Genomic DNA, 26431 nt, shown 5'->3' on the forward strand with positions numbered 1-26431 from the left:
AATAAGATAAAGGGGATACTCTCGCAGTCTGACAATTCGAAATTGCCGCCCAACATTCCCCTTTCTTCCCCGCAATCGCCGGTTTGCGGCCTCGCATCGACGGTTGCACTGTTTGGCCCGGAGAAAAGGGAGTTGCAGATTTCCAATCCGGCGCTGTTTCTTTCGGCCGCATTGCCCACCGTTTTCCTACCTTCATCCCATGCCCGAGCCCTGCCAACACCTCACCTCCCTCACCAGCCTTAAAACCGCGCCCCGCCACGAGTGCCCCGAATGCGTGGCCCTCGGCGACAGCTGGGTGCACCTACGTGTGTGCCAGCAGTGCGGCCACGTCGGCTGCTGCGACAATTCCAAAAACCAGCACGCCACCAAGCACTTCCACGCCACCCAACACCCCGTCATCGCCTCCGCCGAGCCCGGCGAACGGTGGCTCTGGTGCTATGTGGATGAGGAAATGGCGGAGTATTAAGAGCGGCTGCAGCTTCGCCTGTCATTGCGAGGCGGAGCCGAAGCAATCCGTCCTGTCAAAAATCAGATACGTCCTTTTATCAGAAAGCCCCGGCACTGCGCAGTGCCGGGGCTTTTTGTTAAGGCTTAGTCACACTAGAAGGCTGGTCGCTGAGAACAGGACGGATTGCCACGTCCTACGGCCTCGCAATGACACATTTTTACCCAATCTTGCTGAACCCGCAGTACGAGTGCAGCACCTCCGGCAGGTTAATGCCATCGGCCGTCTGGTTGTTTTCCAGCAGGGCGGCCACGATGCGGGGCAGGGCTAGGGCCGAACCGTTCAGGGTGTGCAGCAGCTGGGTTTTGCCGCCCTCGGCTTTGTAGCGGCACTTGAGGCGGTTGGCCTGGTAGGTTTCGAAGTTCGAAGCCGAGCTTACTTCCAGCCAGCGGCCCTGAGCGGCACTCCACACCTCCAGGTCGAAGGTGAGGGCGCTGGTGAAGCCCATGTCGCCGCCGCAGAGGCGCAGCACGCGGTAGGGGAGGCCCAGCTTCTGCAGCAGGTTTTCGATGTGGGCTACCATGGTGTCGAGGGCCGCGTAGCTCTGCTCAGGCTCCGTGATATGCACGATTTCCACCTTGTCGAACTGGTGCAGGCGGTTGAGGCCGCGCACGTCGGCGCCCCACGAGCCGGCCTCGCGGCGGAAGCATGGCGTGTGGCCCGTAATGCGAATAGGCAGCTTCTCCACCGGAATAATCTCGTCGCGGTAGATGTTGGTCAAGGGCACCTCGGCGGTCGGAATCAGGTACAGGTCGTCCTTGGCGTCGTGGTACATCTGGCCTTCCTTGTCGGGCAGCTGGCCGGTGCCGTAGCCGCTGGCCTCGTTCACCAGAATGGGCGGCTGCATCTCGGTGTAGCCGGCCGCACGGGCCTCATCGAGGAAAAAGTTGATGAGGGCGCGCTGCAAACGAGCCCCCTGGCCCTTGTACACCGGGAAGCCCGCGCCGGTGATTTTCACCCCCAGCTCGAAGTCGATGATGTCGTATTTCTTAATCAGGTCCCAGTGGGCCAGCGCATCGGCGCCCAGCTCGGGCTTGGCGCCGTGCTCGCGCACCACTTCGTTGTCCTGGGCGCTGCGGCCTTCGGGCACGCTGGCGTGGGGCAGGTTGGGCAGCTTGTAGAGCAGTTGCTTCTGGGCTTCCTCCACCTGGGCCAGCTCGGCGGCGGCGCTCTGGATGTGCTGCTTGAGCTCGGCGGTGCGCGCTTTCAGGGTTTCGGCGCCGGCTTTGTCGCCCGATTTCATCAGGCCACCGATTTGCTGGGCCAGCTTGTTGGCTTCGGCCTGGGACGAGTCGTGGCTGGTTTGGAGCTGCCGACGGCGCTGGTCGAGGTCGAGGATGGCGGCTACGTCGGCCGGGCCGGTGGGGTAGCGCTTTTTGGCGAGGCCGGCCAGCACGAGGTCGGTCTGGTCGCGGAGAACGGAAAGTTGCAGCATAAATCAGAAGGTAATGCGGGCAAAGGTCGGAAGAAATCTGAGCCGCGCTGCGCCTTCCCGCTAAGACGTTAGCCGTGCTGAGCAACTTATTTCTCAATCCGCCGTGTTTAAACCCTATCCGGCCGCATCCGATTTGGCAGTTTGCCCGTAATGCCCTAACATTGCGGGAGCAACCGGCCGCCGTGGTCTGGGTTTGCGGGCCGCAGTGCCCGCCTCCGGCCCGTCTCTTGCTGAAAATTCCAGCGGCCCATTCTGCACCTCATTTCCTGCTTATTTCGATTGCGCCCCAGGCGCGTATCCGGTGCCCTTTGCGCACCCCGCGAGTACTAGCTGCGGCCTTACCGCTCTGTGCCTTGCCGGCCTTGCAAGCCCTTTGTGTAGGCTTTGCCGCGCGGCCGGCCTCCCTCGCCCCAAGCCGATGTTCCCTCCCTTATTCCATTTATGTACACCATTAACGAGCTGAAGGACCGGCTGCTGTCCGACCTCAAAGAAATTGCCGAGAAAATGAACGTGGGCAATTTCAAGCGACTGAGCAAACAGGATTTGATATACAAAATCCTCGACCAGCAGGCCCTGACTCCCACCGCTGACGAGCAGCCCGCCCCCGCGCCTGCCGCACCAGCTCCCGTCACTGCAGCCGCGCCTGCTTCCCGCGCCGGTAAGCCGGCCCGCCGCCCGGCCCCCAGCACCGCCGAGCAGCCTTTCTCTGACGTAGCTCCGCCCACCCGCAAGGCCCCGAACGCCCGGCCGGCCCGCGAGCCCCGCCGTGAGGCCCCGGCGGCTCAGGCGCCCGCCGCTGCCACCGTCGAAATCCTCGACCCCATCGAAGGCTTGGCCCTGGTGCCCGCTGCCGATGCCACCGGCGCCGTACTGGCCGCCGAGCCGGATACTTCTTTCACGTCGGTGCCAGAAACCACCCCCGAGGCGCCCGCTGCAGCCGAAGCGCCCGCCGACGCCCCCGCGGCCGACCAAAATGGTGCCCCCGCACCCCGCCGCCGCGAGCGTGTAGACCGCGCCGGCCGCCCCATCACCGAGCAGCGCGCCGCCGAGATGGCCGCCGAACGCGCCGCCGAAGCCGCAGCGGCCGCCGCTAAAGCGGCCGAAAACGGCGCTGAATCACGCGATAATAACCCGGAAAATCGCCGCCGTGAGTTCGGGGGCAATGGTTTTGCCGACCGCCGCGACAACCGCGCCGACCGGTTTGAGCGCGACACCCGTGAGCAACCCTTGCGCGACGGCCGCGACCAGCAGCGCCCCGCCCGCCAGGACCAGCAGCCCCGCGAGCAACGCCAGGACAACCAGCCGCGCGAACAACGCAACGACCAACCCCGCGAACCGCGCCACGACAACCAACCCCGGGAGCCGCGCAACGACCAGCCGCGCGACAATCAACCCCGCGAAAACCGCGACGGCCAGCCCCGCAACGACCAGCCACGCGACGGCCGCGACAACCGCAACCTGACTCGTGAGGAGCGCTACGCCCTACGCGACCAGCAACGCCAGCAGCGGCAGCAAAACCAGCAGCTTAATGCCGACGGTTCGCCCCGCACCGACCAGCAGGGCCAGAACCAAAACCAGCAACAGCAGCGCCCCCAGCGCCAGGACCTGGACCTTGTGGTGCCCGGCGGCGGCACATTTGAGCTGATGCCGGATGGCGGCTACGGCTTCCTGCGCTCGCCATATTACAACTACTTGGCCTCGCCAGACGATATTTATGTGTCGCCGCAGCAGGTGAAGCAGTTTGCCCTGAAGGCCGGCGACACCGTGGTGTGCAACATCCGGCCGCCGCGCGAGGGTGAAAAGTACTTCGCCCTGGTGAGCGTGGAAAGCATGAACGGCCGCACCGTGGAGGAAGTCCGCGACCGGGTGCCGTTCAGCCACCTCACGCCGCTCTTCGCCGATTCCAAGCTGAAGCTGACCACCAAGCCCAGCCAAATCAGCACTCGCGTGCTCGATTTGTTTGCGCCCATTGGCAAGGGCCAGCGCGGCCTCATCGTGGCCCAGCCCAAAACCGGCAAAACGGTATTGCTGCAGGAAGTGGCCAACTCCATTGCCGAAAACCACCCCGAGGTGTACCTCATGGTGCTGCTCATCGACGAGCGCCCGGAGGAGGTAACCGACATGGCCCGCACCGTGAAGGCCGAAGTGCTGAGCTCGACCTTCGACGAAACGGCCGACCGCCACGTGAAAATCGCCGAAATGGCCCTCGACAAGGCCCGCCGCCTGGTGGAATGCGGCCACGACGTGGTGATTCTGCTCGACTCCATCACCCGCCTGGCGCGTGCCTACAACACGGTGCAGCCCAGCTCCTCGCGCATCCTCTCGGGTGGTATCGACGCCGGCGCGCTGCAAAAGCCCAAGCGCTTCTTCGGCGCAGCCCGCAACGTGGAAGGCGGCGGCTCACTCACCATCATTGCCACGGCGCTCATTGAAACCGGCTCCAAGATGGACGAGGTTATCTTCGAGGAATTCAAAGGCACCGGCAACATGGAACTGCAACTCGACCGCAAGCTGGCCAACAAGCGCGTGTTCCCGGCCATCGACATTCCGGCTTCGGGCACGCGCCGCGAAGACCTGCTGATGGGCAAGGACGAGCTGAACCGTGTGTGGGTGCTCCGCAAGTTCATGTCGGACATGACGGCCACCGAAGCCATGGAATTCCTCAAGGACCGCATCAAAGGCACCAAGGACAACGAAGAATTCCTGCTGGCCATGAACGGCTAGTAATTTTTAGTTCGGCCATAAAAAAGCCCCGTGGCAGTGCTGTCACGGGGCTTTTTCTTATATATCAACAAGTATCGAGCCTAGCACTACCGGGGTAGCATATTGAGGCCGTAACGGCGGGCGCAGCGAAAGGATTCAACTTCGGACAGCTATTTCTCCGCAGCCTAAGAAGCAGCCCAATAGCACACCAGAAACAGCACAAAACGGTAGGGAATTACCAGGGCCAAAGCGAAGCTAAAAGTTAGAACTAACGCCTTGCCCCCGCTCAACGGCCAGGGCTGACGGGGAAAAGCCCTCCTGAAAAACAGGGCCATGTAGGTGGTTGTGAGCGTGACCATCAGCAGGGTGAGCAGACCGTCCTGATTAACGGCTGGGGTTAAGACGGACATGAACAGCAACCCGTACATAACCAGGGCCATGGCGGCGTACACGAGCAGCATGCCGGCAAACAGGTAGGTACTCAGCATGAGCCACTCCACGAAGTAGCGCCGCTGCCGGATGAATAACAGGCACAGCGGCCCCGCCAGCAGCGGAATGAACAGAAAAACCAGGCTTTTGGAATAGCCGTGGGCCAGGTGGTCGAAGTGTTCGGCAAAGGCGTCGAAGGTCAGGCCCGTTTTATGCAGGTGCGCCTGCACCAAACGGGAAGCAAAGCCGCCGTAGAGGTTGCGGCTGCCGAAATGGTATTGGAGCTTGGTTTCGAAAGCGCTGAAATGCGAGGCGCTGGCCGCCAGGTAGAACAACAAGTTGGTGACCAAAAACAGCTGCACCGGCGGGGCGTGGGCCACGCGGCGCCCCTGCAGCCACTCCGCCGCCAGAAAGCCCGGCCGCCGCAGCTGCAGCCATAAGTCGCGCACCACGCGCAGGTCGAAGTGCGTGACCGTGTCGATGGTGTGCTCGAGGAAGTGCTTGAGAGCGTAGTCGTGGCGGTGCAGACGTTTTTCGCCGCAGGCGTGGCAGTAGGGCCCTGCCAGTGGCGTGTGGCAGCTGGCGCAAGTGGGGGTTTCGGGCGTGGGCGGCACGGGCACCACCAGCGCCGGGGCCAGGGCGGAGGAGAGTGTTTCCATCAGCAGGCGAGTAAGTTAGCCGGTAAATGTGCCGAAATTTTGATTCACTCGCTACCACGGTGCCCCCAGCTCGCTCATTGAGCGGTTATTTTGCCGCATGACTCCCGAAACCACGCCCGCCAACCTGCCCGAACTGCTCTACATCCAGGACCCACTTTGCGGCTGGTGCTACGGCACGAGCCCGGTCATCAGCCGCCTGCAGCAGGAGTTTGCGGGCCGGCTCGACGTGTCGGTGCTGTGCGGTGGCATGGTGAAGGGCGAGGACGTGGGCCCGATTGCCGACAGCTGGGAGGGCCTGCGCACCAGCCTCCATGAGGTGGAGGAAGTAACCGGCGTGCAGTTCGGCGAGGCTTTCAAAGCCTTGGGCGCGGCCGGCGAGTACGTCTACGACTCGGAGCCGCCGTGCCGGGCCATTGCCACCTTCCGCCAGCTCACACAAGACCCTGCCCGCACCGTGGCCTTTGCCCACGCCGTGCAGGCGGCCCTGTTTCGCGACGGCCAGGACTTGAACAACCCCTCTACCTACAACGCCTTGCTGGCGCCGTTTGAGGTCGATGTGGTGGAGTTTCAGCGCCGCTGGGCCGCGCCCGAATCGGCCCGGGCCGCCCAGCAGGAGTTTGCCGCCGTGGCCCGCATTGGCGTCGAGGGTTTTCCCACGGTCGTAGTGCGCATTGGCGAACAAGGCTACGTGCTGGCCCGTGGCTTTCAGCCCTACGAGCAAATGAGCGCCGGGCTGGAGCAACTGCTGCGCGAGGAAGCGGGCCGCTAGAACGAGGCCCCCGAAGCTGTGCTTCGTTCTACAAGAACGTCTATTGTTCAACTCAAGCCGAAGCACAGCTTCGGCGTACTCGTGCCAAGCGGCTCTACTGCACCCGCACCACCTGCTTGGTGAGTCCCGACCAGGCGATGCGCTGCCGGTCTTCCTTGCCTTTCAGGTAGTCGAAGCCAATGGCGTCGGGGCGGTGCTGCAGGTCGTCCCAGGTGGCGCGTTCGAGGTTCACCAAATCGACCGGAAACTCCGCGTCGGGGGCGATGGCAGGCGTGTGAAACTGCGAGGGCGCGAAAAACCGGTCGATGCGGCGTCGCACGAAGGCTTCGCGCTCGTTGTGGCTGGCGGTAGGGCTGTTCATCTCATACACCAGCGCGGCTTCGAGGTCGGGCTCGGTCAGCACTTCCCGGAAAATGACCTGGCCGGCTGGGTTGGTGATGGTGAACTCGCCCGTGCCCTCAAGAAACGACGGCCCCCGAAACACCAGCTTGAACAAGTCGGCCGGGCCCTTGGGGTTGCTGAAATTGTGCTTCTGCCGCACCACGCGCAGCGTGTCATGCCCGGCCGAAACGGCTTTGGTGGCAGAGGTATCGGGGGCGGGGAGGGCGGCGGTATCGGCCGAGGCGCCCTGCTCGGAAACGTCGGCTGCGGCGCCCGTGCCATCTGCCGAGGGGGTGGAGTTACAGGCCGCCAGCAGCGGCAGCAGCAGGAGCCAGGCGAAGCGCATAGCGAAAGCAGGTTGGTTGAATAATGTTCAGGTAATACGCTACCCAGGGTGCCCTAAGTTGCCTGGGCCATTGGCCGCCTGCTACCGCCACAGCAGCATGACGATGAAGGCCGCGCTCAGGCACAACGAGGAAACCTGGTTCATGCGCATGGTGTGCTCGAAATCAGCAGCCGTTTCGTCGTGCCACACTGCCCAGGCCCAGCGGCTGAACAGGGCCACCACCGGCCCCGTGGCCACCAGAAATATCAGCAGGGGCCGCACTTCCTGCCGCAGCCAGTAGGCCAGCCCCAGGGCCGCTGCCCCCGCCAGCAGGCCCACCGCCGCAAACACAAAAGTGCCCCGAATGCCCAGCCGCAGGCTCAGCGTGCGGTCGCCGCGCCGAGCGTCTTCCTCGTGCTGGTACACCTGCGTAAGGGGATAGGAGCCGCACAAAAACAGCGTGCTCACCAGCGCCAGCAGCAGGTTGGTTTTCTCAAAAAGCTGCGCCGCAGTGGCACCCACGCCCACCTGCGTCATCAATAAAGTGAATGCGCCCTGGAAAACCACCACCACCAGCGTGCTGAGCAGCGGGTATTTTTTTAGTCGAATGCCCTCGTAGCTGTACGCCTTCGACACCAGCAGATACACCAGCACCAGCGCCGCAAACGGCCACGACAGCAGCGCCGCGCCCGCCACGGCCAGCACATCGAACAGCCACACCAGGTGCAGCAGCTCCGGCGTCACTTTAGGCGGCGCCTTCAGGCCCCCGATGCTGCCCTCGTCCCGGTCGTAGTAGGAGTTGTAGCCGTTGGATGCCGGGTAAGCCAGCAGGTGCAGCACCACAAACACGCCTAGCGCCCGCCACCCGCTCCAGGGCCCGCGCAAGGCGCTCAGCCCAAACCAGAACACTGGCATGAGGTACACCGAAAACGGAATGCGCAGCAGCGGCAGGGCCTTTTTATAGTGGGCGAGAGCCAATTGCGGTTTGGAAATGAAATTGTGTCGAGATAGAAAAACGTCATGCTGAGCTTGCCGAAGCATCTCTACCGCAATACTAATTCAATAGAGAGAATTACTTGAGCGGTAGAGATGCTTCGGCAAGCTCAGCATGACGCCCCTTATAGGTTGTCAGCCGCGGGCCAGCCCACCAGATACGTCACCTCCGGGCCCCACCAGTGCCGCTTTTTGCCAGCTTGCCAGGCAAAATGCCCCTCCGGGTCGGCCGCGTGGGCCAGCTTCAGCAGCTCATCCACCGGATACATGCGCAGCACCGACACCGTGCCGTCCCAGATGGTGCAGAGCGGAATGAGCGGAATCAAATAAGTGAAAACGAGCCGGCTAAGCCGGAATGGCCGGAAAAACGGCGTAAGCAGCAGCTGGGCCACCGGCAGCACCGTCCAGGCCAGCAACAGTTCAACCCAGTGCTTGCCCGCGCCCTCAAATACGCCAATGCCGGTGCCGGCTTGTACGGCATCGCGCAGCATGGCCGTGGCCGCCTCGGGCGGGAAGTGGTGGAAGGCTGAAAAGATGGCGCGGAAGCCGGCTAACTGTGCGGGCACGGCCAAGGCATTCACGGCCGCCGGCTCGAAGCCGATGGCGCCGTGCGTGCGCCGGGCAATGTCGGCCCAGGCGGCGGGCTGGGGGTAGAGGTCGGTGAGGGTGATGGTGGCGCGGGGCTGGCCGTGGGCCTGCAGGGCCGCCAGCACGGTTTCGGTGCCGCCGCCCGCGCCGGCGCCCAGCTCCAGCACGCGGGTTTGGCCGGTGCGGGCCAGGCCTTCGGCCAGCAGCGGCGCAATGGGTCGGTAGGTGCCCAGCCCCGAAATCATGAAGCGCAGGTAGTCCATCATCCCGGCCCGAATGATGGCCGGAAACCACGGCAAATCCTCAAACTCAAACAACCGCAGGCGAAGGCGCATGGCCTCCCTGTACGCACAAACGGCCCAGCCGGCCGCTTTTGCCCGCAAAGGCTAGCGCCACGGGCTAAGGTAGCGGGCTCAATAAGCCGGGGTGGCCTTGGAGGCGCGGTGCTGCCACGCGCTGAGCAGGGGCGCCGGACGGTTCAGCCGCCCAATGGCCGGGCGGGGCCGGTATAGCCACGCCACGGCGAGCAACGCGGCGGCCAGGTACGGCCACGTCAGGCCCAGCAAGCTTGCGGGCGGGCCCAGTGGCAGCGCGTACAGCAGCAACGCGTTGGCTATGGCGTAGGCCAGTAGCACGCCCGCCAGGGCCGTGAAGCGGCACCGCCAACTCGTGCACGCCCGCTGGGCCAGCGCAAAAACGGGTACCGCCAAGGGCACTGCCGCCAACGAAAACAACGCCGCCACCAAGCCAATGAGCAGCGGCACTTTCAGGTCGGCGGGCTCGTCGAGGCCGAAGCTGGCCACAAGCTGCGCGGTGCCCCCCACGTTGGTAAACAGCCAGATGTAGAGCGTGCTCGCCAGGGCAGATGGGCGAGCCGAAAGAGCTGTGGTAGGGTAATTCATTTTCATAGAAAGCGTGTGGAGCGAGTAGCAAATGGCCAGTAGCAAAAAGCGTGCACAAATCACCAAGCTATTTGCTAACGGCAGGACCTACGAATGGCTGTAAATGAGCGGTTTGTAATGGTGGTAATTATATTTTTGGGAAAAATCAACCCCTTTTTGGGATGTTTCCGACCTTCGGAGCTATTGGTGTATTGGCTTGAAAATTAAATAGTTATTAAAACAGCAATTGTAGTGTGCAGTAAATACAATTCCTGACTTCCAATTCTGGGAGTAAGTACCTGAAGTTGATGGTCTGATAACGGCCCAAGGGGCAGTTAATTGCCCACCGCCGGGGGCGTGCTCCGCCCTGACAGGCCCAGCCTGCGGGCCAGCTTGTGCGAGGCCAGGCCACTGCTCAACAGCCAAGGCAAGCTGATGAGGGATAATACCCGCAACTGCCGGCCCACCATTTCGGCGCTGAATCGATTGTAGGCAATAGGCCAGGGAACAAGCGTCGCAATGAAAACCAGCGCCGCAAAAACCAGCAGCGACTTCCAAATCAACTCGTTTCGCGACCGGGCCCGGCGGCCCAGAAACTCCATGGCAGGAAACCGGATAAGGCCCCCAATGGCCGCCGGAACAAAACCGGTGACCAGCAGCATAAAGCCCAACTCGGCATTGCTGCTTGCGGCATGAAGCAGGGACTCGGCCTGATTGTGGGCGTAAAAAGGTTCGTGCAATATTATGCTTCTGTCCTGCAAGTACTTGGCGAGCACAAAGGCCGCTACTACACCCGTCCAAATAGCGAGACCCACCACCAAGTGCCAGCGGTAGTGCCACCAAAGCAGCCGCGACAACTGTGGCGGCTGAGCGGCGGGGGAGGGCATGGGCAAATAATTTTGCAGGGGACTTGCGCAAGTTAATAACCACAGTAACTTTGCAACACAAAGCACTTCGATACTTATGAAGCCCGCCAACCCCGACCCCTTAGCCCAGCTCACCGAAATCCGCGCCATTATGGAGCGCAGCTCGCGCTTTTTGTCGCTCTCGGGCCTGAGCGGGGTGGGGGCGGGCGTGGTGGCGCTGCTGGGCACGGCCTTCAGCATGCGGCTGCTGGAAAGCGCTTTCCAGGATACCTCGGTATCGGGTGGTTACGCTCGGCTGCTGCACTCCACGCCGGAAATGCGAATGCGGGAGCTGCCCAGCCTGCTTTTCCTGACCGGCGGCCTGATTGCGCTGGCCGTGTTGGTGGCTTTTTATTTCACGCGGCGCCGCACCCACAGCGGCGGCCAGAAGCTCTGGAGCGCCCCCGGCCGGCGGCTGGCGCTGGCGCTGGCCATTCCGCTGGTGGCAGGCGGCTTGTTTTGCCTGCGCCTGTACCTGGGCCCCGACGTGGCCATGGTAATGCCGGGCCTGCTGCTGTTTTACGGCCTCGCTTTGCTCAACGCCAGCAAGTACACGCTAGACGAAATTCGGTGGCTGGGCGTCACGCAAATTGGCCTCGGGTTGGTGTGCATGCTGCTGCCGGAGTACGGACTGCTTTTCTTTGCGCTGGGTTTCGGGCTGGGCCACATCGGTTATGGCCTGGTGATGTATAACCGCTACGAGCGGCCGGGCGCGGCCGCCAAACCCGCTGTCTCTGCGTGAAGCACCTCATCCACACCCTCAACAAGGCTTTCGACCACCGCGTGCGGCTGGGCGTGATGGCCGTGCTGATGGCCAACGAATCCGTAAGTTTCAACGACCTCAAAGAAGCCCTCGACCTCACCGACGGCAACCTGGCCAGCCACGTGGCCGCCCTCGAAAAAGCCGAATACGTGCTGGTGAGCAAGCAATTTGTGGGCAAAAAGCCCAACACCACCTACGCCGCCACCGCCGCCGGCAAAGTGGCCTTTCAGCAGCACCTCGAAACCTTGGAGAAGCTGCTGCGAGGGTAAGAAAGCCGGCAACCGATTACGCAATCAATATTTTCTGCTCCGATGCCACTGCCCATTCAACCTGCAAAACGCTTGGGCCGCCGGTTCCGCTGGGCGGCGGCTGGTGCAGCGGCCGTGCTGGCCGGGGCGGGCGTATTGTACACCGTGGGCGACTTCGGCCTGACGCAGCGCGTGCTGAACGGCGTGGAAAGCCGGGCTCTGGCGGGCCGCTCTACCCGCCTCGACCAATTTGGGCTGCGGCTGCTCTACGGCGCTTTGCAGCTGGGCGGCCGGGTGGTGTACCCACAGGCGGCTGAGCTGCTGGGCCACTACTGCGGCGGCCGCGGCGACACTTTACGCTTCGATGCCCAGCCCTTGCTGCGCCACCCCGAAGTGCAACAGGCCCTGCGCCTGCAAAAGCCAGGCATCACGTTTCGGCATCAAGCCGCGGCGGGCCCTTTCTACATCGCCCGCCGCACCGATTGGGGCCTTTACTACGCCTTCGACTTGCTGTACATCCGCCAGGCGCCGGGCACGGTGGTGTTTTACGATAACTACTTTTTCCAGCCTTTGGCCCGCCGTTCTTACACGCGCTTCAACTTCGGCCGCTTGCACTGCAAGCTCAACGACGGCTTAATTCGGGTGGCTTACCCGCAGGCAAAGCCCTTTGTTGCATATGCTAAAGCAACTGCGCCGGCAGGAGCTATGACTATGGCCAATTATTAGTCCCCATTCCTTAGCAGCTCTCTTTTTTTGTCCATAAACTTTGAAACACAAAGTTCTTTAAAATGAAAGTAAAGCTCATCCTCCCGGCCCTCACCGAAGCCACCAGCCCGTACTGGCGGCCCATCAAGTACTCACTGTTTCCGCCGCTGGGGCTGGCCACGCTGGCGGCCTACCTGCCTGCGCACTGGGAGGCCGACATGCAGGATGAGCACGTCGAAACCCTGAATGTGAACGACGCGCCCGACCTCGTCATCATTCAGGTGTACATCACCAACGCCTACCGCGCCTACGAGCTGGCCGACCACTACCGCGCCCGCGGTGCCTACGTGTGCCTGGGCGGCCTGCACGTGACCAGCCTGCCCGAGGAAGCCGCTCCCCACGCCGACAGCATTTTTCTGGGCCCAGGCGAGGAGATTTTTCCGCAATTCCTGAAGGACTGGCAGGCCGGGCGGGCGCTACCGCGCTACGCTTCCAAGGCCGGGCGTACGCTGGTGGGCGTGCCGCCCATTCGGCGCGACCTCATCAAGCGGGAGCGCTACCTCGTGCCCAACTCCATTGTGGTGACGCGCGGCTGCCCGCACCACTGCGACTTCTGCTACAAAGACGCATTTTTTGAAGGCGGCAAAGGGTTTTACACCCAGACCGTGGACGATGCGCTGGCCGAAATTGACCGCCTGCCCGGCCGGCACCTGTACTTTCTCGACGACCATTTGCTGGGGCACACGCGCTTCGCGGCGGGGCTGTTTGAGGGCATGCGCGGCATGGGGCGGCTGTTCCAGGGCGCGGCCACGGTGGATAGCATTCTGCGCGACAACGGGCTGCTGGAAAAAGCGGCGCAGGCGGGCTTGCGCAGCTTGTTTGTGGGGTTTGAAACGCTGAGCCCGGTTAATCTGAAGTTCAGCAACAAGCCCCAGAACCTGGGCCGCGACTACGCTGCCGCCATGCAGCGCCTGCACGATTTGGGCATCATGGTGAACGGCAGCTTCGTGTTCGGGCTCGACGACGACCGGCCCGACGTGTTCCGGCGCACCGTGGACTGGGCCGTGGGCCAGGGCATCACCACGGCCACCTTCCACATTGCCACGCCCTACCCCGGCACGGCCCTATTTCAGCGCATGGAAGCCGAGGGCCGCCTGCTGCACCGCCGCTGGAACGAGTACGACACCCGCACCGTGGTGTGCCAGCCCGGCCCCTATCTGACGGCCCGCCAGCTCAAGGAAGGCTACGACGGCGCCTACCGCGACTTCTATTCCTGGACCAACATCGCCAAGGCCAGCCTGGTGCACGACACCCTGCGCCACCAGCTCAAGCACTTCGCCTACGCCGGCGGCTGGAAAAAATTCGAGCCCCTCTGGAATTTCATGATAAAGTCGCGCCAGCTCGACTCGATGCGCCCGCTGCTGGAAGCCATTTTGAGCAAGGTGCGTGGCAAAGAGGGGAGGGGCCAGGCACCCGCAGCGGCCCCGCCAGCAGGGGACTCGGGGATGCTGCTGCCGCTGCCGGTGCTGAAGCGGTGAAAAATGCTTACTGAGAATTTACCAATTCAATAAACACACGATTGATGCGCAGTCCTTTTGAAAAACCCGAAACATTGCCGCAATGGCTGCTCAGCAGTGCGTGCTGGGCCGCTAGCTGCTGGGTAGCATTCAGCCTGTTCAGCTGGGGTAGCATGTGGTGGTGGAAGAGTGATGATGGAATGTTCCTGGTGTTTGGCGCGGCCGTGCTTGTCTGCATTCTGATGTGGAAACGCGTCATTAAAGTTGGGTGGCGCCTCTGGTCTGATAATCGGGAGGTATTATCAATGAACATCTTGGCGGGGCTATGGCTCCTGCTCCAGACAGCGGCTTTCGTTTTGTCGGTCCTCGGCATCGCCTTCGGAACCCTGATATGGATGGCGCTTTCCGGCAGCTCGGGTTCCAACGGTGGCGGGTGGAATGATTAGCCAACCGCTAAAGCCCGATTAGCGCCAGTCACCTACAAGCCTTGCCACGTTCTAACAATGCGTAACCCTTTTGCAAAGCCGCTGACGCTGGGGCAATGGCTGCTGGGTAGCGTGTGCTGGACCGTTGCTTGCATGGGCGGCTGGTGGGGGCTGACGTCGGTTTCGTTCGGTTGGGGCTTGCGCAGTCTTGGCGCCGACCTATTTGTAGTCAGCACGTTCTGGCTGGCGCATATTCTGGTATGGCGGCGTGCAGTGAGCGGAGAGGCGACCTTTCTACGCTCTCCAATAAGGCAGACTTCAGCGCTCGAAGCCCTCGGCTGTCTTTGGTATGTTGTTCTGCTCCTCTTTCAAATTGCCATGGCCCTTTCAGGAGCAATAGGCACGCTTCTGACCCTTTTGATTTCAGGGCACGAAGGGTTCAATTAAAAATAAAGTGCTTTCAAAGCACACCATCTTAGATGAAACAACCCGAAAATTTTGCCAACCCCGGGCAATGGCTTGCCCAAAGCATCGGCTGGGCCATGAGCTGTCTGGGAGGCTGGCTACTGCTGTCGAGCTTGCTATTGATAGTGGAGGATGGCTCCCAACACGGCGCGGTGCTATGGATGGTGATTCTTGGTGCGGCGGTCGTTGCTCACGCGTCGATATGGTGGAAAGCATTTCCAGGGATTTGGTCATGGCCCGCCAACCCTGGTGCGTGGCTGCAGGAAGCCGCGGTCACTGCCTGGGCTGCTGTACTCACGCTGGCTCAGGTAGCCATGCTGTTGCTGCTACTAGCGGCCATAGGCCTAACCTTCGGTTGGGATGGCGGTGCCAGCTGGGGAAACATTACGGGCTAACACTCTAACCACAAAACCATGACGTTCACCGACATCAAAACCTACTTTCAGGTCAACCGCAGCCAACTGGCTGCGCTGCCCTGGGAGCCCACCCAGCCGCTCACGCCGGCCGAGCTGCGCGCCGTGCGCGCCTCCCTCCAAACCTTCCAGCGCGGCGAGGGCACCGGCGGCGACCACCTCATGGACCTGGCCCGGCAGTACAGCGTGCCTGACTACGCGGCCGCCATGCAACTGTTCATAGCCGAAGAGGAAGGCCACGCCGCCATGCTGGGGCGGTTTATGGACCAGCAGGGCATTCCGCAACTGCAAACGCATTGGCTGCATGAGGTTTTCCGCACGCTGGGGCGGCCGCTGGGCCTGGAGCACATGGTGCGCGTCATTCTCACGGCCGAGGTGGTGGCCGCCGTCTACTACCGGGCGCTGGCTGACGCGACCACCTCGGAGCTGTTGCGGCAGATTTGCCGCCGCATTCTGTACGACGAGGAAATGCACCTGGCCTACCATTGCGTGGCCATTAGGCAGTGGTCGTTCGGGCGCGGGCGGCTGCCCAAGTGGCTGTGGCAGCAGTTCTACCGCGGGCTGATGGCCGGCACGGCGCTGGTGGTGTACACGGCCAGTTGGCGCACATTCCGGGCCGGTGGCTATGGCGTGGGGCGCTTCGGCGCGGCTATTGCGGCCGAGTATCGGCGGCTGGAGCAGATGCAGCAACCGGGCGGCACCGTGGCCTTGCGCACCGCGCAGTTTGCCACGCGGGAATGGACGAACCGGCCCGGGGCGCAGGCGCCGCAATTGAATGCAGCGCAACTGCAGCCGTCGCTTTCACCGCAGCCGCAAACACACCAGCTATAATCTCTCTTTTTTTGCGTGTTGACTTTGTAACACAAAGTTCTTTAATAAATCAAAAGCATGAATCCTACTGCTGATTCGGCGGCGCAATGGCCGCTGGCTCCCACCACCTTCGCCCAACCGGCGCGCACACCCCTCACCAAGGCGCAAAAAATTCTGCTGCCGCTAGGCATGGTGCTGTTCGACTGGCTGTTCTGGCTGGAAAAAGGCGGCGCAAACATGCTGGTTTTTATGGTGTTCATAGTGGTGGCGCAGCTAGTAGTGCTGCCGCGGGTGGCGGCGGTGCGGCGCTCGGCCTACTTCTGGCTGGTAATGGCCGGCACCTTGTTTAGCGGGGCCATGATGGCCGTGTACGGCTCGGGCGCCGCGGCGCTGGCCTGCTGGGCTTCAGTGCTGCTGCTGCTGGGCTATGTAAACCAGCCCCACCTGAAGCTGGTGCTCTACGCGGCGCTCACGGCTGCCAGCAGCGCGGCACAGGCCTGGTTGCGGGTGCTACGCGGGCTGCGGGCGCCGCGCCAGGGCGGGGCGGGGGTAAGGCGCGGGTGGTTCTACGCCCGCCTGCTGGTGGTGCCGCTGGTGGTGCTAGGCGCGTTTCACCTGCTCTTCGCCATCGCCAACCCAGTATACGACCGCCTGAGCGGGCGGGCCTTGGCAGTGCTGGGCCGCTGGCTGGCCCGGCTGATTCCCGACATCTCGCTGGCGCACCTGCTGTTCGTTATGGTGGGCTTCGTGGTGGTGGCCGGGGTGCTGGTGGCGGTGCCGGTGTATGCCTTTGCCGACCACGAATCGCGCTTCGGGGAGTTCATCCGGCGGCAGCGCGACCGGGTGGCTTCCTTCGGTGTGCGGCGGCCCGATTTCCGACTGAAAACCATGCGGGCGCTCGATTTGCGCAAGGAGTTCTACGCCGCCGCGGCCGTATTCGGCCTCGTCAACCTGCTGTTGCTGGTGGTGAATGCCATCGACATTCATTGGCTGTGGTTTGGATTCGAGCCCGCGCCGGGCTTCAACCTGATGCAGTTTGTGCACGAGGGAACATATGTGCTCATCTTCAGCATCCTGCTGGCCATGGGCATTGTGCTGTGGTTTTTCCGGCGCAACCTCAATTTCTACCAGCCCGGCCTGCGCTGGCTGCGCGGCGGGGCCACGGTGTGGGTGGTGCAGAACGCAGTGCTGGCCGTGTCGGTGGGTTTGCGGAACTACTACTACATCCTGCATTGCGGGGTGGCCTACAAGCGCATCGGGGTGTGCTTTTTTCTGTTGCTGGTATTTTTCGGGCTGGGCACGGTGCTGCTCAAAGTATGGCAGCGCCGCTCGGCCTACAGCCTCGTGCGGCTCAATGCGCTGGCCGCCTACGCGGTGCTACTGCTGCTGGCCGCTGGCAATTGGGAGGTCTGGATAGCCGAGTACAACCTGCAGGCCCGCTTCCGCAGCATCGACATCGGCTTCCTGCTCGCCATGCCCGACCGGGTGCTGCCCACCCTGCAAGCCCGCCGCGCCGTGCTCAGTCAAGTGCCCCAACTCACCGCCGACACCGAATACGGCACCTATCAGGTCGTAGCCCCCGCCGAAGCCCAGCGCCGCCTCGATGTGGCCCTGGCCAACGCCCGCGCCGCCTACGCCGCGCCCACCGACTGGCAGAGCCTCACCTGGGCCCACTGGCAGGCGGGCCAAAAACTGCGCGCCCATGAATAAGCTCCATCATACGGTCCCGCCCTTGGGACTGGGGCGCTGGCTGGCCCGCAGCCTGGCCTGGGCGGTGGCCTGCATGTTGCCCTGCATTGCACTGTGGCATTGGGTAATGGTGGTGCAGGACGCCGACTGCCGCACCTGCGGCACCAGTTGGTTAATTACACCACTCACGGTGGTCCTCGTGCTGGGTGCTCACCTATTTAACAATAAGGCCATCATTGGCTTCGCCCCCTTTTTTCGGCAAATAACCTGCTTTGGCTGGGCCAGAAATATGGCCTTCGGCTGGGCCGTGGGACTGAGGCTGCTACTGGCCGGCTGGTGGGTAGTGAATGCGATGCTGGCGTTGATTATGGTATTCAGCTGGTTTGATGACGGCAGGAATATGTGGGTCGAATAGCCTTTAAAATCAATTTTTTAACCTAGTCAACTACTAAAGCAATGTTCCCCCAATTCGCCCTCACTTTCCTCGGCATCCTGTTCTGCATCGGCGACGTGGCCGTGCTCGGCGTGCTGCTCACCTGGCAGGAGCGGGGCGCCACGCCCGACGTGCGCTGGCAACGCCTGATACGCGGCGTGCTGCCGGCTACGGTGGTGCTGCTGGGCCTGCTGTTGCTGGCCTTCACGCAACTCATGTTGTTGTGGTCGTCGAAATAAAGCCGGGGCAGGCCGCTGGCTCGCAGCCGGCTGTCCGCTCGTCGTTGGCCCAACTCGGCATTGTTCTCGCAGCGAGCGGACAGCCGGCTGCGAGCCAGCGGCCCGCCCTGGTACCCTAATTCATCTAAAAAAATATGTTCCAACACCACCTGCGGCACTTGCTGCCGCACTGGCCCGAGGTGCCGCCTCGGCTGTGGCTCACGGCCGCGGGCATTGGGCTAGTGGGCCTCAGCTTGCTTTTCGAGCAGGAAATATGGCCAAACTTCCCGCAAGCAAAACTCTGGGCCTGGGTAGCCCTGACACTCCTGCTACTGGCGGGCGGCCTGCAAACCATTGGCGTGCTGCTGCGCTGGCCCATGAGCTACAACGGGCCGCGCTGGCTGCGGCTGGCGTTGGGCTGCCTGTCGGTGGCGGTGGGGTTGGTGGTGGCCTTGGTCACGTTGCTGCTGTCGTTGCTCAGTGGCCTGCGGGCGGCGTTTCTGAGCGCGGGCTGAGATTGGTTGAATCGTGGGGACTGACAAACGGGCCCGATTATTTCATCGCGCTGAATAGAATTTTGCTGAATTGAAATTTAATATAATCAAGAAAGGGGTGGCCGGTGTGGTAGCACCAGAAGTGCGAACATGCGCATTGTCAGGTCCCCTACAAAGGAAAAGGTAGAACGGACGCTATGTCTGAATAGTAACAAATCCAAGTTTGTTAGTTAGCTTGGCGGCCCGTCGGGCTTTCCGCGTCTGAGAAATGCTTGTGACGGCTTCCTGCTTGCCTTCGCTCATGGCCCGTACGCTGCTTTTGGTTGTGCTGCTCATCGCCTTGCTCATTGAGGTGGCGCTGACGGGGGGCGCCTTCTTCGCGCCCGCGTTCACCCTGGCGCAGTTTGGCGTGAAATACGGCCCCGAAACCAAGTTCCTGACCTACATTCTGGGCTGGTTGCTCGGCTTTGTATCGCTGGTGGCCTTGGTGGCGCTGGTGCAGGTGGGGCAGCGCCAGCGTGGCTACGCGGCCTGGTGCTACGTGCTGGGCGTGTGGTGGATAGGCATCGGCATTGGCATCTATTTGGCCTTCGGCAAGCCCGAAAACCTGCTGCTCGATTCCGTCAAAGGCCTGCTCATCGTCATCCTAACTTGGCGCTGCCAGGCCAGCCGCGTCATGTTGCGCCGCTACTAACGCCGGCTGCCTATATTGGCGGCGTATTGGCCTCCGTTTCTGCCCGCGCTATGCCTCACTCGCATCACCTGCATCCGCTGCCTTCCATCCCCAAAATTTCGCGCTTGGGCCGCGTCCTGGCTGCGGCTCAGGTGCTGAAGGAAACGCTCAGCATTGTGTTTCTGGGCTTGCCGCTGGTGCAGGAGCAGCCACTGGTGCTGCTGTCGGCCCTGCCGGGGCTCACGCTCTACCTGCTGCACTGGCAGCTGGCGCTGGGCCGGGTGGGTCGGGTGTTTGCGGCCGTGGTGTGGCTGCTCACGCTGCTCGATGAGCTGTGGGGCCTGTTGTTGTTTAAGGAGTTGGAAGCGCCCACCCGGGGGCAGATTCGCATGCTGCACTGGAGCTACTTCCTGGGGCTGGGCATCATCTTGCTGGCCCTGGCCGAGCTGGCCTGGCGCTGGCAGCGCAACAAGGCCCGGGCCCGGCGCAACGTGCACCACCAGGCCATTCTGGCTGCCCGCCAGCGCCGCTAGCGCCAGTACCACGAAATGGAGTTTTGCTGTACTTGTGCCACCCGGTTCCTGCCTGCTTAGGCGCATAGGCTGGTATATTTGTCGTTCTTCGCGGCGGAGTTTCGGCTTCGCATTCCACTCTGCAGCCCCGCATGGCCGATTCCCAACCGACAAGCTCTTCCCTTTCTACGGGCCCCAAACCGAAAGCGCCGCGCCGCCGCTGGCCCCTGCGGCTGGCCAGCTGGGCCTGGGTAGGGTTCGGCCTGGTCGTCATTCTGTTTCTGGTGTATCCGTTTCTGGTTAGCACCAACTTCATGTTCCTCTTCGGTAAGTCGCCCAGCCTGGCCGATTTGGAAAACCCCAAGGTGGAGCAGGCCTCGGAAATCTATACTTCGGATGGCGTGCTCATCGGCAAGTATTTCCGCGAAAACCGCTCGCCGGTGGCCCTCAATCAAATGTCGCCGCTGCTCATCAAGGCTTTGATTGCGACGGAGGATGTGCGCTTCTACGAGCATTCGGGTATCGACCTACAGGCCGTGGTGGGCGGCGCGTTCTCGTCGTTGCGCGGCGAGAAGCGCGGCGGCTCTACCATCACCCAGCAGCTAGCCAAAAACCTCTACAAAATCCGCCGGCAGCAGAGCCGCGGGGCCCTGGGCTACATTCCGGTAGTGAGCACCATTGTGGCCAAGACCAAGGAGTGGCTCACGGCCGTGGACCTGGAGCAGCGCTACACCAAAGAAGAAATTCTGCGGATGTACCTCAACACCGTGGAATACGGCTCCAGCGCCTTCGGCATCAAGGTGGCGGCCAAAACCTTCTTTCACACCTCCCCCGACAGCCTCAAGCCCGAGGAGGCCGCCATGCTGGTGGGCGTGCTCAACAACCCCACGGCCTACAACCCCAAGTTCCACCCCGCCGCCGCTCTGCGCCGCCGCAACGTGGTGCTCGACCGCATGGGCCAGGCCGGCGTGCTGCCCGCCGCCCAAATCAAGGCCCTCAAGGCCACGCCCATCGTGCTCAACTACCACGTTGAGCCCCACATCGACGGGCCCGATACCTACTTCCGCAGCGCCATCAGCCAGTTTGTGGACGCCTGGTGTGACAGCACCGGCCACGACATGTACCGCGACGGCATGAAAATCTACCTCAGCATCGACTCGCGCATGCAGGCCCACGCCGAGGAAGCCCTGCACGAGCGCATGAAATCCCTGCAGCGGCAGTTCGACAACTTCTGGCGCAACCGCGGCTCGAACCCCTGGGTGGACGAGAAAGGCCAGGAAATCCCCGACTTCATTCTCACTCAGATGAAGCGCACCGAGAGCTACAAGAGCCTCGCCGCGCGTTACAAAGGCCAGCCCCAGCGCCTCGATTCGGCCCTGAACGCCAAGCGGCCCATGAAGGTCTTCACCTGGAAGCACGACGACAACGACACCACGCTGGTGATGTCGCCGCTCGATTCGCTGGCCTATTACAAGCACTTCCTGCAATCGGGCATGATGTGCATGGACCCCTACACCGGCCAGATTAAGGCCTGGGTGGGTGGGCTCGACTTCCGCTTTTTCCAGTACGACCACGTGAAGCAGGGCAAGCGCCAGGCCGGCTCCACGTTCAAGCCCTTCGTCTACCTCACCGCCCTCGACAACGGCTACTCGCCCTGCGACCGCATTCGCGACCAGCGCGTCACCATCAACTACGTCGAGAACGGCCAGCCCATGGAGTGGAAGCCCGACAACGTGACCCGCGAATACACCGGCATCAACATGACGCTGCGCCACGCCATGGCCCGCTCCGTGAACTCCGTAACGGCCCAGCTGACCGAGAAAGTGGGCTGGGAAAACGTGGCCAAGTATGCCCACAAAGTAGGCATCACCTCGCCGCTGCTGCCGGTGCCCAGCATTGGCCTGGGCTCGGCCGGCGACGTGAGCGTGTACGAAATGGTGGACGCCTACAGCACGTTTATGAACAACGGTTTCCGCTCCGACCCGCGCCTCGTCACGCGCATCGAGGACCGTAACGGCAACGTCATCCAGCAGTTCGACCCCATGCAGCACCGCGCCATCCCGGCCGAAACCGCCTGGCTGATGACCTACATGCTGCGCGGCGGCATGGAAGAGCCCGGCGGCACCTCCCAGGCCCTCTGGGACTACGACCTCTGGCACAACGACAACCAGATTGGCGGCAAAACCGGCACCACCAGCAACTACTCCGACGGCTGGTACATGGGCATGACCAAGGACCTGATGACCGGCGTGTGGGTGGGCGGCGAAGACCGCAGCATCCACTTCGTGGGCTCGCAGCAGGGCGAAGGTGGCCGCACGGCCCTGCCCATCTTCGGCAAGTTCATGGAGAAAGTGTACCAGGACAAGGACCTGGGCTACACGCCCGGCCACTTCCCCAAGCCCACCGTCAAAATCAACAAGAAGTACACCTGCGTGTCTGAATCGGAGCCGCGCCGCCGCGCCGCCGCCATCGACACCATCGCCGCCGACAACCTGCTGGAGCAGATGAACAACGGGGGCGGGGTGCCGGACAGCATCCGGCGCTAGCGCACCACGTATTCGGGGGTAAGCTCTACATCTTCAGGACTGAAAGCTGGGTGGTCTTTGAGCAAGCTATTGATGGTTTTAAAAGCCGCACTACGCCCGGCTATTTTTAGAAAGTCAGCCTGTTCGAAAGGGGTGGTCAAATAGCGCATCATCGCTGCCTGCATCGCCAAGTATCGCAGGTTGTCAGCATACTGCACCTGCTTTTGGTCTTTGTCAGAAACGTACTCAACATAATAAGCGGGCCAAGCCACCTTGGGAAGCATATGCCGGCAGAAGGCCGTTGGCAAAAACAGCAGCAATTCAGTAGCCTCAGTTTCAGGAATGCCCGCAGTCGTGAATAAGCCCAAGAGCTCTTTGTTCTCAAGTTGCCCGTTACTGGTTGCAATTAGCTGAATAGCCTTGTCTGCATAAGCGGGAAACTCAGCGGACATGGCGTCCGCTTTCGGTGCCGGCTTGCTTATGAAGAGCTTTCTGATGAAATTCAGCATTCGTGGGAAATTGTAACTAGGGCTTGTGGGTCATTTACCCACCGCCTTAATTGCCGCATACACCGTCCGCACGGTCATGCGGTCCAACTCCTTGGCTGGCTCGCTGAGCTGCGCATACGGCACCATCAATTCTTCACCGGTTTCGCTCAGGCGGCTTATGACGCCCTGCGCCCTCTTGGTTTGCATCCAGGCCTCGTGGACTTTCGCAGCCACCATTTCGAGGTCAGGCAGTTGTTGCATAGCGGCTTTTTAGAATAATGCGGAAACAACGTTTATTAAGCTAACGTGTTTCGCGGCCATCGGCCGACTGGTTGCCTTGCCACAAACACTTCCCGTGCTATCTATCTGACTGTGAAACCATTGCCATGCTTAGGTACAGCTTCTACTCTCCCCCATACAGCGCCTCCAGCGCCCCGCGCAGCTCCGGGTACTCAAACCGGAAGCCTTGCGCCAGCACCTTGGCTGCGCTCACCCGTTGCGAAGCCAGCACGATTTCGCTCATCTCGCCCATGGCCAGCTTCAGGCCGAAAGCCGGCACCTTGGGCAAAATCAGCGGGCGGTGCAGCACCTCGGCCAGCTCTTTGGTGAAGGCCTCGTTCGTCACCGGGTTCGGGGCCACTGCGTTGTAGGTGCCCTCCCAAGCCGCGCCTTCCAGCATGGCGATGAACAGGCGGCAAATGTCGTCCAGGTGAATCCAGGACATGTACTGCTTGCCGCTGCCCAGCGCCGCGCCCGCGCCCAGCTTCACCGGCCGGGCAATCTGGGGCAGGGCCCCACCTTCGGTGCTCAGCACAATGCCGATGCGCGGCACCACCGTCCGGATGCCCAGCTGCGCAATGGGCGCCGCCGCCAGTTCCCATTGGTGGGCCACGTCGGCCAGGAAATCGTGCGTGGGCAGGCCGGGGGGCGTCTCCTCGGTCAGTAGCTTGTCGCCCGTGTCGCCGTACACGCCAATGGCCGAAGCCGAAATAAACGCCTGCACGTGGTGGCGCGGGTTGCTCAGCTCGCGGTGCAGCAGCGCCAGCCCGCCCAGCCGGCTGCTCATGATGTCGCGCTTGCGCTCGTCGGTCCACTTGCCGTCGCTTACGCTCGCCCCGGCCAGGTTCACGATGTAATCGGCGTAGAGGATGGCCGCATCGTCGATGGTGCCCGCCCGCGGGTCCCAGCGGAAGCTGCGGAAATGACTGCTCTTGGCCGGCTCGCGGCTCAGCAACGCCACTTCGTAGCCGCTGTCAATCAGCATTTCGGCCAGCCGCGTGCCAATGAGCCCGGTGCCGCCGGTGATGAGGACTTTGCGAGGAGAAATTTCGGTCATAGGAATGCTTTCAGTCAGGCAAAAGTAAAACCGCCGCCCTGCGCCAACGTCGAACTCATCTTATGGCTCAAACGGCAAAACCTCCAACGCCCGGCACCTACTTCCCAATCTGCCGCATAAACTCGCTGCGCAGCGCCCCATCAGTCGCAAAGCGGCCGCCGTACTCGCTGGTCAGCGTCGAGCTGCTGGTGTCGTTCACGCCGCGGCTCATCACGCACAGGTGGTCGGCTTCGATGAGCACGGCCACGTCCTCGGTGCCCAGGCACTGCTTCAATTCTTCGGCAATCTGGCGGGTGAGGCGCTCCTGCACCTGCGGGCGGCGCGCGTAGTGCTGCACCACGCGGTTGAGCTTGCTCAGGCCCACCACGTGCGAGCCCGGCAGATAGGCCACGTGCGCCTTTCCCACGATGGGCACAAAGTGGTGCTCGCAGCACGAAAACAGCGTAATGTCGCGCTCCACCAGCAGCTGGTGGTAGTCGTAGCGGTTCTCGAACATGCGCACCTCGGGCCGGTTCGCCGGGTCGAGACCCTTAAACCACTCCTTCACAAACATCTTGGCCACGCGGCGCGGCGTGCCGGCCAGGCTGTCGTCGGTTAGGTCGAGGCCCAGCTCGTGCATAATGGCCTCAAAATGGCCGCTGATGGCTGCAATTTTTTCGTCGTCGCTGCGTACGAAAGCATCGTCGCGAAGCGGGGTGCGCAGGCCCGGGGGCAGGTGCGAGTCGGAGGCCGGGCCCAGCCCGGAAGCGTTATCCATGGTATTCTACAAAGTTACGGTCTGTCTCGTAGAGCGTGACCGAAAGGGCGAGGCCAGCGTCCAGGTGCGGGCGCAGGCGCTGCCAAATTACCACGGCAATGTTTTCGGCCGTGGGGTTCAGAGTGCGGAATTCGTCGGTGTCGAGGTTCAGGTTACGGTGGTCGAAGCGGTTGAGAACCTCACGCTTTATCAGGTCGCTCAGTTGCTTCATATCAAACACATAGCCCGTGTCGGTGTCGACCGGACCGGTGAGGCGCACGGTCAGGTTGTAGTTGTGGCCGTGGTAGTTGGGGTTGTTGCAAAGGCCAAAAACCTGCTGGTTCTGCTCGGCGCTACATGCAGGGTTGTGCAGGCGGTGGGCGGCGTTGAAGTGCTCGGTGCGGCAAACAGTGACTTGCATAGGCCCTACAACTCAGTCTTGGCTGCCTTTGTTGCGGCTGTGCTGCCCTCGTGTGGCATTCCCTGAATTTACCTATTACGGTTTACTAGACTTAATAAATGATGAATTGAACTTAGCCAATAAAAACAGTATTATTCCTAAAAAAAACGCTGGGAAAAGAATTTGCATGAAAGAAAGGTCTTAAATTTGAAAAGCCGGACAACGTTGTAGTCGTTCTGTGCTTTTCCACAGGTCATTTTTAAAGCTCTCATTAAGTTATTATTACCATGAAACGAAGCCTACTCATCCTACTTCTTGTATGCTTGGCTACATTGGGTAGTTATGCCCAGAAATCCCCTGTGGATGAAGCCGATATGTCGATTAACAACGTTCCCCGCACCGGCCAGCGCGTGAGCATGCAGCTCGACAACAAGCGCGTGGAGGCGGCCTGGCTGAAGCAGCTGAATGAGAAGTTTGGCAGCAAGGTGAAGAACAACAAAGGCATCGTGACGATGGACGGTGTCATCATCGAAGAAATTGCACCCACCCCCATTCGCGTCATCTCCAAGGTAGATGCTACTCCTACCGGCACCACCGTGTGGTGGAGCATTGACCTGGGCAACGCCTACTTGGCTAAAGACAAAACGCCGGTGCAGTGGAAGTCGGCCGAGAAGTACCTGAAGGACTTCGCCCGCATGATGTATCGCGAAGACTTGGTGTCGCAAATTGCTGAAGCCGAGCGCGCCCTGGTAGCTTCGCAGAACAACCACATGGCCGTCATTGCCAAGGCTGATGCCATCAAGAAGGACATTGAGAAGAACAAGGCCCGCAAGATTGAAATTCAGCAGATGCTGGCCGCCAACGCCGCGGAATTGCAGCAGTTCAATAACCTCATCGACCTGAACCTGAAAGAGCAGGAAGCCGCTCGTGGCGACATTGTGAGCATGCGCGTGGCCCTGGAAGCCGTGAAAGAGCGCATGAACAAGATTGAGTAGGCGGCCCGCTGCT

Annotated in this window: 31 protein-coding genes; 19 read left to right on the top strand and 12 right to left on the bottom strand. The window is 61.9% G+C overall.

The features are described from left to right. The first annotated feature begins 199 nt into the window (after positions 1-199). The gene (locus I2I01_RS10200; protein WP_196286331.1) at positions 200-466 is read left to right on the top strand and encodes a UBP-type zinc finger domain-containing protein; all 267 of its coding nucleotides are present in this window, start codon (positions 200-202) and stop codon (positions 464-466) included. Positions 467-665: 199 nt separating this feature from the next. On the opposite strand, the gene serS is transcribed toward I2I01_RS10200, so the two are convergent. After that, entirely contained in the window at positions 666-1940 is a 1275-nt protein-coding gene (gene serS / locus I2I01_RS10205) for a serine--tRNA ligase (protein ID WP_196286332.1), read from the bottom strand. Between the two features lie 441 nt (positions 1941-2381). On the opposite strand from serS, the gene rho reads away from it, so the two are divergent. After that, positions 2382-4664, top strand: coding sequence for a transcription termination factor Rho (gene rho / locus I2I01_RS10210; protein WP_196286333.1), 2283 nt, complete (start codon positions 2382-2384; stop codon positions 4662-4664). A gap of 164 nt (positions 4665-4828) precedes the next feature. On the opposite strand, the gene I2I01_RS10215 is transcribed toward rho, so the two are convergent. Further along, positions 4829-5731: a DUF3667 domain-containing protein gene (locus tag I2I01_RS10215; protein WP_196286334.1), complete on the bottom strand. Its 903-nt coding sequence runs from the start codon at positions 5729-5731 to the stop codon at positions 4829-4831. Positions 5732-5828: 97 nt separating this feature from the next. On the opposite strand from I2I01_RS10215, the gene I2I01_RS10220 reads away from it, so the two are divergent. After that, positions 5829-6500, top strand: coding sequence for a DsbA family protein (locus tag I2I01_RS10220; protein ID WP_196286335.1), 672 nt, complete (start codon positions 5829-5831; stop codon positions 6498-6500). A 94-nt stretch (positions 6501-6594) separates the two neighbouring features. Here the strand turns inward: I2I01_RS10220 and I2I01_RS10225 are convergent, their stop codons facing one another. From I2I01_RS10225 to I2I01_RS10245, 5 genes are all read right to left on the bottom strand, one after another. Beyond that, a complete protein-coding gene (locus I2I01_RS10225) occupies positions 6595-7227 on the bottom strand; it encodes a hypothetical protein (RefSeq protein WP_196286336.1) in 633 nt (210 codons plus the stop codon). 81 nt (positions 7228-7308) lie between these two features. Next, positions 7309-8184, bottom strand: a complete 876-nt coding sequence (locus I2I01_RS10230) for a UbiA family prenyltransferase (RefSeq protein ID WP_196286337.1) — start codon at positions 8182-8184, stop codon at positions 7309-7311. A gap of 140 nt (positions 8185-8324) precedes the next feature. Beyond that, positions 8325-9122, bottom strand: a complete 798-nt coding sequence (locus I2I01_RS10235; RefSeq protein WP_196286338.1) for a class I SAM-dependent methyltransferase — start codon at positions 9120-9122, stop codon at positions 8325-8327. A 78-nt stretch (positions 9123-9200) separates the two neighbouring features. Further along, positions 9201-9695 (bottom strand): hypothetical protein, encoded by a 495-nt coding sequence (locus I2I01_RS10240; RefSeq protein ID WP_196286339.1) that lies wholly within the window; start codon positions 9693-9695, stop codon positions 9201-9203. 308 nt (positions 9696-10003) lie between these two features. After that, a complete protein-coding gene (locus I2I01_RS10245) occupies positions 10004-10555 on the bottom strand; it encodes a hypothetical protein (RefSeq protein WP_196286340.1) in 552 nt (183 codons plus the stop codon). Between the two features lie 76 nt (positions 10556-10631). Between I2I01_RS10245 and I2I01_RS10250 the strand changes: the two genes are divergently transcribed. From I2I01_RS10250 to I2I01_RS10320, 15 genes are all read left to right on the top strand, one after another. Then, complete coding sequence (locus tag I2I01_RS10250; protein ID WP_196286341.1) at positions 10632-11315, top strand: hypothetical protein; 684 nt, start codon at positions 10632-10634, stop codon at positions 11313-11315. Further along, positions 11312-11605 carry a winged helix-turn-helix domain-containing protein gene (locus tag I2I01_RS10255; RefSeq protein ID WP_196286342.1) on the top strand — a complete coding sequence of 98 codons (294 nt, stop codon included), beginning with the start codon at positions 11312-11314 and terminating at the stop codon, positions 11603-11605. The genes I2I01_RS10250 and I2I01_RS10255 overlap by 4 nt, the downstream gene beginning before the upstream one ends. Positions 11606-11647: 42 nt before the next feature. Beyond that, a complete protein-coding gene (locus I2I01_RS10260) occupies positions 11648-12310 on the top strand; it encodes a hypothetical protein (RefSeq protein WP_196286343.1) in 663 nt (220 codons plus the stop codon). Positions 12311-12372: 62 nt separating this feature from the next. Then, positions 12373-13827 (top strand): B12-binding domain-containing radical SAM protein, encoded by a 1455-nt coding sequence (locus I2I01_RS10265; protein ID WP_196286344.1) that lies wholly within the window; start codon positions 12373-12375, stop codon positions 13825-13827. A gap of 44 nt (positions 13828-13871) precedes the next feature. Continuing rightward, entirely contained in the window at positions 13872-14252 is a 381-nt protein-coding gene (locus I2I01_RS10270) for a hypothetical protein (RefSeq protein ID WP_196286345.1), read from the top strand. A gap of 57 nt (positions 14253-14309) precedes the next feature. Continuing rightward, entirely contained in the window at positions 14310-14678 is a 369-nt protein-coding gene (locus tag I2I01_RS10275) for a hypothetical protein (RefSeq protein ID WP_196286346.1), read from the top strand. A 32-nt stretch (positions 14679-14710) separates the two neighbouring features. Next, positions 14711-15091 (top strand): hypothetical protein, encoded by a 381-nt coding sequence (locus I2I01_RS10280; RefSeq protein WP_196286347.1) that lies wholly within the window; start codon positions 14711-14713, stop codon positions 15089-15091. Positions 15092-15109: 18 nt separating this feature from the next. Next, positions 15110-15940: a ferritin-like domain-containing protein gene (locus I2I01_RS10285; protein ID WP_196286348.1), complete on the top strand. Its 831-nt coding sequence runs from the start codon at positions 15110-15112 to the stop codon at positions 15938-15940. Between the two features lie 57 nt (positions 15941-15997). After that, positions 15998-17629 carry a DUF4153 domain-containing protein gene (locus tag I2I01_RS10290; RefSeq protein WP_196286349.1) on the top strand — a complete coding sequence of 544 codons (1632 nt, stop codon included), beginning with the start codon at positions 15998-16000 and terminating at the stop codon, positions 17627-17629. Then, positions 17622-18023, top strand: coding sequence for a hypothetical protein (locus I2I01_RS10295; RefSeq protein ID WP_196286350.1), 402 nt, complete (start codon positions 17622-17624; stop codon positions 18021-18023). Before I2I01_RS10290 ends, I2I01_RS10295 begins: the two co-directional genes overlap by 8 nt. Before the next feature lie 41 nt (positions 18024-18064). Then, the gene (locus tag I2I01_RS10300; protein ID WP_196286351.1) at positions 18065-18280 is read left to right on the top strand and encodes a hypothetical protein; all 216 of its coding nucleotides are present in this window, start codon (positions 18065-18067) and stop codon (positions 18278-18280) included. 134 nt (positions 18281-18414) lie between these two features. Next, on the top strand, positions 18415-18774 hold the full coding sequence (locus I2I01_RS10305) for a hypothetical protein (protein WP_196286352.1): 360 nt from the start codon (positions 18415-18417) through the stop codon (positions 18772-18774). A gap of 280 nt (positions 18775-19054) precedes the next feature. Continuing rightward, on the top strand, positions 19055-19447 hold the full coding sequence (locus I2I01_RS10310) for a hypothetical protein (RefSeq protein WP_196286353.1): 393 nt from the start codon (positions 19055-19057) through the stop codon (positions 19445-19447). 50 nt (positions 19448-19497) lie between these two features. Beyond that, positions 19498-19959, top strand: a complete 462-nt coding sequence (locus tag I2I01_RS10315; protein ID WP_196286354.1) for a hypothetical protein — start codon at positions 19498-19500, stop codon at positions 19957-19959. Between the two features lie 131 nt (positions 19960-20090). Next, a complete protein-coding gene (locus I2I01_RS10320; RefSeq protein ID WP_196286355.1) occupies positions 20091-22484 on the top strand; it encodes a penicillin-binding protein 1A in 2394 nt (797 codons plus the stop codon). Here the strand turns inward: I2I01_RS10320 and I2I01_RS10325 are convergent. The 5 genes from I2I01_RS10325 to I2I01_RS10345 all read right to left on the bottom strand — a co-directional run bounded on the left by I2I01_RS10325 (position 22481) and on the right by I2I01_RS10345 (position 25444). After that, positions 22481-22972 (bottom strand): hypothetical protein, encoded by a 492-nt coding sequence (locus I2I01_RS10325; RefSeq protein ID WP_196286356.1) that lies wholly within the window; start codon positions 22970-22972, stop codon positions 22481-22483. The two genes, I2I01_RS10320 and I2I01_RS10325, sit on opposite strands and share 4 nt — an antisense overlap. 30 nt (positions 22973-23002) lie before the next feature. Further along, positions 23003-23212: a RyR domain-containing protein gene (locus tag I2I01_RS10330; protein ID WP_196286357.1), complete on the bottom strand. Its 210-nt coding sequence runs from the start codon at positions 23210-23212 to the stop codon at positions 23003-23005. Between the two features lie 142 nt (positions 23213-23354). Continuing rightward, positions 23355-24287, bottom strand: coding sequence for a TIGR01777 family oxidoreductase (locus I2I01_RS10335; RefSeq protein WP_196286358.1), 933 nt, complete (start codon positions 24285-24287; stop codon positions 23355-23357). Positions 24288-24384: 97 nt separating this feature from the next. Then, entirely contained in the window at positions 24385-25044 is a 660-nt protein-coding gene (folE, locus tag I2I01_RS10340; RefSeq protein ID WP_196286359.1) for a GTP cyclohydrolase I FolE, read from the bottom strand. Beyond that, positions 25037-25444, bottom strand: coding sequence for a 6-pyruvoyl trahydropterin synthase family protein (locus tag I2I01_RS10345; RefSeq protein WP_196286360.1), 408 nt, complete (start codon positions 25442-25444; stop codon positions 25037-25039). The genes folE and I2I01_RS10345 overlap by 8 nt, the downstream gene beginning before the upstream one ends. A 266-nt stretch (positions 25445-25710) precedes the next feature. Here I2I01_RS10345 and I2I01_RS10350 point away from each other — a divergent pair, with 266 nt between their 5' ends. Then, positions 25711-26418, top strand: coding sequence for a hypothetical protein (locus I2I01_RS10350; protein ID WP_196286361.1), 708 nt, complete (start codon positions 25711-25713; stop codon positions 26416-26418). Positions 26419-26431: the final 13 nt, after the last annotated feature.

Origin of the sequence: Hymenobacter properus, from assembly GCF_015694735.1 — a bacterium.
Lineage (GTDB): Bacteria > Bacteroidota > Bacteroidia > Cytophagales > Hymenobacteraceae > Hymenobacter > Hymenobacter properus.